Origin of the sequence: Kitasatospora sp. MBT63, assembly GCF_000710465.2 — a bacterium.
Classification (GTDB): Bacteria; Actinomycetota; Actinomycetes; order Streptomycetales; family Streptomycetaceae; genus Kitasatospora.
Window position 1 is genome coordinate 1 of sequence record NZ_JAIZ01000687.1, and the last position, 7,700, is coordinate 7,700.

Here is a 7,700-nt window from a genome sequence, read left to right on the forward strand (position 1 = left end):
GAAGCCTCGAGGGTGAGCTGCGTCTCAACCCGGGCAGGCCGGCCCGGGCCGAGCGCCCGGCCACCTTTCGCGCCCGCCCCCGCCGGCCGCCTGCACGCCGGCAACACCACCTTCGGCCTGCCGGCTCACCAGGAACCGGTGCCAGGGCGTCGAGCAGCGTCTCGTGCACGGGGTCGACCTCGATGTCCAGGTGGACGTCGTGGCCAGTGGCTGGGGTGATGGTGAAGGCGAAGAACGAGCGGAAGTCGCACTCGCGGGCCGCCGGGTCGCGCACCGTCTCCTCGACCTGTCCGCCGCCGACGAGCCGCAGCCGGTGCCGCAGCCGGTCGGGCCGAGTTGCTGCGGTCGGTCGTTCGGCGAACCGGGCGGGAGAACGGCGCAGCGCCCCGCACCAGGATCGGTGCGGGGCGCTGCGCGGTGTGGTGTCAGATCACGCGGATGTTCTCGGCCTGCGGGCCCTTCTGGCCCTGCGCCACCTCGAACTCCACGCGCTGGCCCTCGAGGAGCTCACGGAAGCCGCTCGCGTTGATGTTCGAGTAGTGGGCGAACACGTCCGGCCCGCCGCCCTCCTGCTCGATGAAGCCGAAGCCCTTCTCGGCGTTGAACCACTTCACAGTTCCGGTGGCCATGCTGCTCCCTGGTCGGGGACGGGGTGCGCACTGGTTGCGCATCCCTCGGGTTGAGGTGATCGCCCTGGTCCTCCGACTGCTGAACGAGCGGTACATCGGATCCACGACTGCTGATCAAGAAGGTACCGAACGGCGGCTCCCCGCGCTTGGAAATGGATCTTCTGCGGCAACTCGGCCGGGTCATCGGGAGGACTGACCTGGTCCGAGCCGGCCTGCTGCCGGGCCGGGCGTCGGTCCGGTGGCGGCCGAACGGTCCGATCGGGCCCCGGCGGCCGTGGAACAGGTCACGGTGGCCCGGTGAGCCTCCGCCCAGGGCCGGTGGGCGCGTCGGCGAACTGCGCGGGGCCGTGCAGCCCCTGGCCGCTGCCGCCACCCGTGACCACGAGATCCTTGGGAACCCCCACCTCGCGGAGGACTGGGCCGCCCGCCCGCCCGCCGGGCCGGCGCCGGGGCTCGGGGCGGCGGCGCTCCGCGGCCGCGCCTGCCTGCGTGGGTCGTCAGCAGGCGACGCCGGCGACCGTCGCCGTCGGTGCTGTGACGTTCACGAGCTCGACGGATGAGCCGGTCGGGACCGCGTAGGTGATGGTCTGGTACTCGACGCCCAGCCCGAGCCGCTGGCCCGGAGGGATGGTGATCTCCCATCCGGTGCTATGGTTGACCGTGGCGTTTATCTTGGTCCCGATGGTGACCGTGATGACGTCGAGGGCTTTCGCCGAGGCGTTCGTGCTGGCCTCGTAGTTGGCCGTGTAGTTGGAGTTGCGGGTGAACTTCTGGGGCACGCTGGAGGTGTTCTCCAGGCAGTCCTGCACGACCATCCACTTCCGGCCGTAGCTGTAGGGCATGGCGGGGCCGGACCCACTCGAGCCGCTGGTGCCGCCGGAGCTGCCGGGGACGGTGGGCGGGCGCTCAGGAAGAGCCGGAACCTCCGGCCGGCTCGGCTTCTCGGCCTTCCCGATGATTTTGACCTGCTGCATGTCGAACGTCTCACCGACGTCGCCGCTGCTCCAGTTGATCGTCTCCGAGAAGCTGCCGCTGCACCCCATCTCCTCCCACTCGGGGACCAACGGGCAGTCGCCGCCGGAGGCGGCGGCCAGGTTCGGGGCCACCACTGCGGGCAGGGTGGTGAGCAGCGAGGCGCCGAGTACCGCAGCGGCCAGGGAGTTCCTGAGTTTCACTGTTGCTCCTTGAAGGTTCGGGTCGGGGAAGCGGCGACCTGACGGATCCACTGCTGGCCGGCCGCGGCGCAAACACTGACACAGCCTCAGGGTATTAGCTAGGATGAATTCAAGCCATCATGATCACAGCTGAGATGGATGAGCGTGATGGTGTCCGGCAGACCGACGAACGGAGAGGCGCCCAGTGACGGCAGACGGGCCAGGCGCACCGGACACCCTCGCGGACCGCATCGAGCGGCTCTTCCGGACGGTCCTCCGGCCGGGTGGCGAGCCGTACGGCAACGAGGAGGTCGCACGGGCGTGCCGGGAGGCGACCGGGGAGAGCTTCTCGGCCACCTACGTCTGGCAGCTGCGCACCGGGCGGCGCGGCAACCCGACCAAGCGTCACCTCGAAGCCCTGGCGCACTTCTTCCAGGTACCGCCCGGGTACTTCTTCGAGGACGAGCGGGGCGCCGAACTCGCCGACGAGCTGGCGCTGCTCGGGGCGCTGCGGGACGCCGGCGTACGCGAGGTCGCGCTCCGGGCGAGGAGCCTCTCGCCGGAGGGGCTGGGCACCATCAGCGACATGATCGAGGCGATCGCACGCCGCGAGGCGAGAGCCCGACACCCCGAGTGATCACGCCAAGGCGATCTCCCGGGGCCGGGGGCCGACACCCCGCCGGGTCCGGTCACCGGCGATACGGCGATACGGCGGGCGGTGCGGGAACGACCAACGCGAAGCAGCGCAGGCTGTGCCCCGCCCGCCGTGAGCCGGTACCGCGAGACGGGCGAAAAGCTGCGCACACCACACCGCCCGGCGGGCGGGTCAACCCCCTCCAGGGGCGTCCCTCGCGGCGTGAGCCGCCCCTGTTCCGCCGGGGCCGCGGTGCACGAGGGCTGCCTCTGAAGGTTTTGGGTGGCGGATGCTGTGCCGGCGCCGGTCGCCGATGGCATTGATGCGGCTGCGCCGGTGGAAGACGGCTTCCCGTGCTGCCTACCTGTGCGAGGTCGCTGCGTTCGGCCCCTCGCGGTAGGGCGCCAGAAAGGTGGTCAGGGCAGACAGCATCGCCTCGGGGGCTTCCTCGGCAGGGTAGTGGCCACATTCAGGGAGGACGATGCTCTCCACGTGGTCGGCGGCGAGCTTCATCGTTGCGCCGACCGATGCCCCCAGGTTCTCCGCGCCGCCTATCGCCAGGACGGGAAGGGTCAGTCGTCGTGTCTTGCGCTTCTGGTTCTGTTCGATGGTCGTATCGAGTGCGCGGTAGAACTCGAAGCTGGCTCGGCGGGCTGCCGGATCGGCGGTGAGGGTGTCGACGTAGTGCTGGACGGCGTGGTCGGGCAGTGCCTTCGCGGACTTCGTGGCGAACTGGTGGCCGAAGAAGAGGTGCTCCCGTCCGCTGATCAACTGCTCGTTGATGCCGGCGAGGCGGTTGAAGGCGAAGTGCCAGAGGCGGTCGTTGGCCTCCTGGCTGCCGAAAAGAGGCGGGGTGGGGGAGAGCCCCGGGATTGCGGCCTCGGCGACGGCCAGGCGGTCGATCCGGTCGGGGTGATCCGCGGCCAGGGCGTAGCCGGTCCACATCCCGATGTCGTGACCGACCATGGCGAAGCGCTGATGCCCGAGTGCGTCCATGAGCGCCACCATGTCGCGTGCGAGGGTGCCGGTGTCGTACCCGTCCAGGGGTTTGTCGGAGAGCCCGACGCCGCGCGGATCGACCGCGACGACCTGGAAGTCCTGGGCCAGCGCGGGCATCAGGAGACGCCAGGCGTACCAGGTCTGCGGCCAGCCGGCGTGCAGCAGCAGCGGGGGTCCTTCGCCGCCGGTGACGGCGTGCAGCCGCAGCTCGCCGGTGTCGACGTGCTGGCTGGTGAAGGTGTCGGTGAATCGGTCCGGGAGGTTCGGCGCCCGGGAGACGGAACCGGGACCTTCGGGCGTGGGCGGGCGGTCTGATGACGGTGTCATGATCATCCTTTGCGGCAGGGCTGTCGCGGTTTCATGGAGTGGGCGCGGGAGAGGGTGGAGTCGCGCGGCGCGGTGGTCGCTCGGATGGTGGCGGTGCGGTCGGAGAGCGGCGCGAACAGCATCAGCTCGTTCGCGGTGTGCGCCGTGGCCATGAGTCAGAACCCGGAGCGCGGCCGGCGTCCGTCGACGCGTGGGACGAGGTGTGTGCGGACGTCTGATGCGGCGTCGTCGATCACCGTGCGGCCTTTCGATACGGGAACCACTGGGGCATCACGCTAATCATCTTGGATCGATCGGTCAAAGATAGTTTGACCGATCGATCCAAGATGGGGGTAGGCTCGCAGCGGAGATCGCGAAACGAGAGGTGAACCCCATGTCCGGCCGGAAGCAGTTCGACGTCGGTGCGGCCCTCGACCAGGCGATGCGAGTGTTCTGGCAGCGCGGGTACGCGGACGCCTCGCTCGACGCCCTCGGGTCCGCCACCGGTCTCGGCCGCGGCTCCCTATACGGCACCTTCGGCACCAAGGACGCCCTGTTCCGCCAGTGCCTCGACCGCTACGCGTCGATCTACGGCGCGCAGTTCGAGCAGGCGCTGACGGCGCACCCTGGTGATCCGGTGCGCGCAGTCGAGGCATTCCTCGACGTCACGCTGAGCCGTATCGCCGACCCGTCGGTCCCCGTGGGGTGCCTCATCGCCCAATCCGCCGCGCAGTCACCGACACTGAAGGAGGAGAACAGCGCTCAGGTACGTGTCCTGCTCGACACGCAGCGCCAACGGGTACGCGCAGCACTGGAGGACTCCTCGGCCGACACCCGGATGCTCGACGAACTCGCCACCTTCGTGGTCGCCGTCAACCAGTCGCTGGCCGTACTGAGCCGTGCCGGAACCTCGGACGCCGAGCTGCGATCCGTCGCCCGGCTCGCGTGCACAACGGTGGCGGACACCCTCGCCCGGGCAGCATCGAAGGACGTCACCCACGACCTTCCCGGGCAATCCATGCTGTGACCCTGCCCGGTAACGACCCGTGGCGTTCAGGAGCCCGAGGAATGCCTCGCGCTCCTTCGGGCGGTCCTGCAGCACGAGCGCTGACCGCGCGAGGACAACCAGAAGGCGGTCGGCCGGTGCCCATCGCATGGTGGTGCGCAGGCAGATCGAGGCGCACGACGTCCGGCGCATTTGGATCGGCCCGTTCGACAGCAGCGCCGTCTGCGACGCCGCCGGCGGCGAACCCTTGCGCCGCAGCGGCGCCGACGCGGCCCTCGCCCTGCTGCGCCGTACCCCTGGGGGAGCACCTCGCCCGCTGGTGGACAACGGTGCGTTTCGCCTGGTCACGGGGTGATCCGGCGCACCCGCACCGCACGGCGCGGACGTTGCCCCGCCCCGCAGCGCGTGCCGCTGGCTGAGGGGGCTCGGTGCAGGCCCTCGGCCGTCTCCGTCTTGCCCGTCTCCTCCTCGGCAACATTGACCATCACCGATCGGCACCACCGACCTCCGCCTCACCCACCTTCACCGCCTTCCCGCCCCGGGCCGGCTGAGGATCGCGTCGCCCTGCTCGCCGCCTGCTGCCGCCACCTCCCCCCGGGGTGCGGTGCTCAGTGTGGTGGATTCGCCGGGTGCGCCGGACGCGCTCCACGTGCGGTGCCGGCCGGCTCGTCCGACTGGGTCGCCGTGGCTTTCTCGTCGGCGGTTGCGAGAATGAAGTACACCGGAGGCAAGGCGAGTTCGGTGGCCGTCAGGACGATCTGGAACCACTGCGGCCAGCCGTGGATCGCGATCGAGGCGATCCGGCCCAGCCCCCCGAGCAGGCAGATGCCGGCAAGCCGGCGCACCGCCCTGGCGGGGACCGGTGACTGCCGGGCGGCCCAGATCCAGGCCAGACCGTATCCGAGGAAGATCGCCCCGTAGTACCGTTCCCGGCTGTCGACGGTCGCACCGGCCGAGCCCTCGCCCGGCACCGAGTCGATGCCGAGAGCGAGGTGGAAGCCGCCGATTGCGACACAGACGATTCCCATGATCAGCACCAACCACCTGAGAAGTCTGGCCATGTAGGGACTGCTCCTTCCGAGCGACGGGGTGCGGCCCGGCTGTCTGTGTGGCGGGCCGTCAGGCGGGTCCTTGGCTGGTCCATGCGCTTGTGGGGCGGGAACCTTGCGGGGCGTTGTGCCGTCGATGCCCGGCCGGTGCCGATGTTGTTGGTCTCCGGTTGTCGGTGTGGTCGCGGGTGGTGCTGACGGCCTTTCCGGCACTGTCGACGGGCGTGCCGTTGGGTGTGTCGGTCGAGTGGGTGGCATGCGTCAGCTGGAACCGGCAGGAGCCAGGTGCTTTCGCAGGAAGGAGATCTGTGCCTGGACGGCCTGTTCGTGTGCCTCGAGGAACGGGGCGTAGTGGCGGCCCGTCAGGTGGATCACCTCGGACGCCGGTGCTCTGCGGGCCGCCCGGAGGGCGGGGCCGGGGAGTGTGCTCCGGTCCTGGTCGCAGACGACCAGCAGCAGCGGGCACCGTATCCGGGAGGCGTGGCGGCCGGGCCGGTACCCGCCGATCCGCAGGGCGAGGCGCGCGGCGACCGTCCGGTCCCAGGTGGTGTGGAGATTGTCGGGGTCCAGGGCCCGGTCGCCGTCCATGGTGTCGGGGGTGGTGAGCGCGGCGACGGTGCCGCGTGTACCGGCCGTCGGGACGAGCAGTGGCGGCCGTCCGGCGAGGCCGCCGAGCGCGTCCGCGATGCCGCGGCCGAACAGGCCGAGCGCCGCTCGGGGGGTCATGGAGCGCAGCGCGTGGGGGGCGATGGCGCGGCCGTCGACCAGCGGGGTCTGTGCGATGGCGCCGGCCAGTCGCGGGTGGTCGGCCGCGACCCGGAAGACGTGGCCGCCTGCGAGTGAGAAGCCCCAGACGGAGATCCTGTACGGGTCGACGTCGGGCAGTGTGGCCGCGTACTCGATCGCGGCGTGCCAGTCGGCGATCTGCTCGTGGAAGCGGACGATCTGGCGTGGCGTTCCCCCGCTCTCCCCGAACCGTCGGTGATCGAAGGCCAGGACCGCGAAGCCGGCGTCGTTGAACCGTGCTGCGAACAGGTCCGAGGCCGGTTCCTTCGTCACCGAGGTTCCGCCGGCCATGATCACGCAGCCGCCGTTGGACCCCGGATAGTGCCAGGCGGCACACGGGGTGCCGCTGCTGGCGAAGCGTACTTTCTCCCGTTGCCTGATCGTGGGCACAAGGACCTCCGTGGTGAAGTCGGCCACTGTCGGGTGCTGTTGAGCCGTGGGCCCGTGGTGTGGTCGCACTGAGTAACCCCTTTCCCGGTGCGCCGCTCGCGGCGCCGGGGGCACGGCCGGTCGGCCGGTCCGGGGCGGGGCGGGTCCGCGGATCGAGGATCCTCGGGCGCTCCTTCCGTGGCCCGGGGTCGGCCGGTGTCCGCCCGGACGGGCGGTGTGTCCGACATCCATGCTCGGGCCGGAGTTCCCGCACCGGGCTCCGCTCGGCCGCGCAATGGGTGAAACTTGTCTTCATGGCACTCGCATCGGCGGATTCCGTACTGAGCCCCACGGACCAGCGGCTGGTGGCCGCGCTGCAGTGCGACGGCCGTGTCACCGCCGAGCGGGCCGCGCAGGTGCTGGGGGTCAGCGCCGCCACGGTGCGGCGCCGTCTGCAGGCGTTCGGCGTCGACGGCAGCGTGCGGGTGGTGATCTCGCCGGTCGCGCGGCCGCGGGGTGGCGGGTCGGCCGGGGCGCTGTTCCTGCGTATCCGGGTCCTGCGGGGGAAGCTCGACCCTATTGTGGCGGCGCTCGTGGCGCGTGAGGACATCCCGTTCGTCGATGTCACCACCTCGGGGGACGAGATCTTCGCGGTCGCCCGCACCGAGCCGGGTTCACGTGACCCGCTGGTCTTTCGTCAACTGCCGTCCACGCAGGCGGTGACGTCTCTGGAGAGCGCCACGATCCTGCACGTCTTCCGGCTCACCT

10 protein-coding genes are annotated in these 7,700 nt (G+C 70.7%); 4 read left to right on the plus strand and 6 right to left on the minus strand.

Going from position 1 to position 7,700, the window contains the following annotated elements; all coding sequences use genetic code 11:
- Positions 1–425 precede the first annotated feature (425 nt).
- Positions 426–629, minus strand: coding sequence for a cold-shock protein (locus AA75_RS36125; RefSeq protein ID WP_033824633.1), 204 nt, complete (start codon positions 627–629; stop codon positions 426–428).
- Positions 630–1,126: 497 nt separating this feature from the next.
- A complete protein-coding gene (locus AA75_RS36130; RefSeq protein ID WP_033824634.1) occupies positions 1,127–1,804 on the minus strand; it encodes a DUF6426 family protein in 678 nt (225 codons plus the stop codon).
- Positions 1,805–1,988: 184 nt separating this feature from the next.
- On the opposite strand from AA75_RS36130, the gene AA75_RS36135 reads away from it, so the two are divergent.
- Entirely contained in the window at positions 1,989–2,420 is a 432-nt protein-coding gene (locus AA75_RS36135) for a helix-turn-helix domain-containing protein (protein ID WP_033824635.1), read from the plus strand.
- Positions 2,421–2,777: 357 nt separating this feature from the next.
- Here AA75_RS36135 and AA75_RS36140 read toward each other — a convergent pair whose 3' ends face one another.
- Together AA75_RS36140 and AA75_RS50235 are read right to left on the minus strand one after the other, a co-directional pair.
- On the minus strand, positions 2,778–3,743 hold the full coding sequence (locus AA75_RS36140; RefSeq protein WP_033824636.1) for an alpha/beta fold hydrolase: 966 nt from the start codon (positions 3,741–3,743) through the stop codon (positions 2,778–2,780).
- A gap of 2 nt (positions 3,744–3,745) precedes the next feature.
- On the minus strand, positions 3,746–3,895 hold the full coding sequence (locus AA75_RS50235) for a hypothetical protein (protein WP_158515624.1): 150 nt from the start codon (positions 3,893–3,895) through the stop codon (positions 3,746–3,748).
- Between the two features lie 221 nt (positions 3,896–4,116).
- On the opposite strand from AA75_RS50235, the gene AA75_RS36145 reads away from it, so the two are divergent.
- Together AA75_RS36145 and AA75_RS36150 are read left to right on the plus strand one after the other, a co-directional pair.
- Positions 4,117–4,749 carry a TetR/AcrR family transcriptional regulator gene (locus AA75_RS36145; protein WP_033824637.1) on the plus strand — a complete coding sequence of 211 codons (633 nt, stop codon included), beginning with the start codon at positions 4,117–4,119 and terminating at the stop codon, positions 4,747–4,749.
- A 127-nt stretch (positions 4,750–4,876) separates the two neighbouring features.
- A complete protein-coding gene (locus tag AA75_RS36150) occupies positions 4,877–5,083 on the plus strand; it encodes a hypothetical protein (RefSeq protein ID WP_033824638.1) in 207 nt (68 codons plus the stop codon).
- A 253-nt stretch (positions 5,084–5,336) separates the two neighbouring features.
- Here AA75_RS36150 and AA75_RS36155 read toward each other — a convergent pair whose 3' ends face one another.
- Together AA75_RS36155 and AA75_RS36160 are read right to left on the minus strand one after the other, a co-directional pair.
- Entirely contained in the window at positions 5,337–5,789 is a 453-nt protein-coding gene (locus AA75_RS36155) for a DUF4345 domain-containing protein (protein ID WP_033824639.1), read from the minus strand.
- Positions 5,790–6,038: 249 nt separating this feature from the next.
- Complete coding sequence (locus tag AA75_RS36160) at positions 6,039–6,953, minus strand: alpha/beta hydrolase (protein ID WP_033824640.1); 915 nt, start codon at positions 6,951–6,953, stop codon at positions 6,039–6,041.
- A gap of 293 nt (positions 6,954–7,246) precedes the next feature.
- Here AA75_RS36160 and AA75_RS52825 point away from each other — a divergent pair.
- Positions 7,247–7,700, plus strand: a 454-nt coding sequence (locus tag AA75_RS52825; protein WP_233289335.1) for an Lrp/AsnC family transcriptional regulator, incomplete at its 3' end; no start/stop codon positions are given.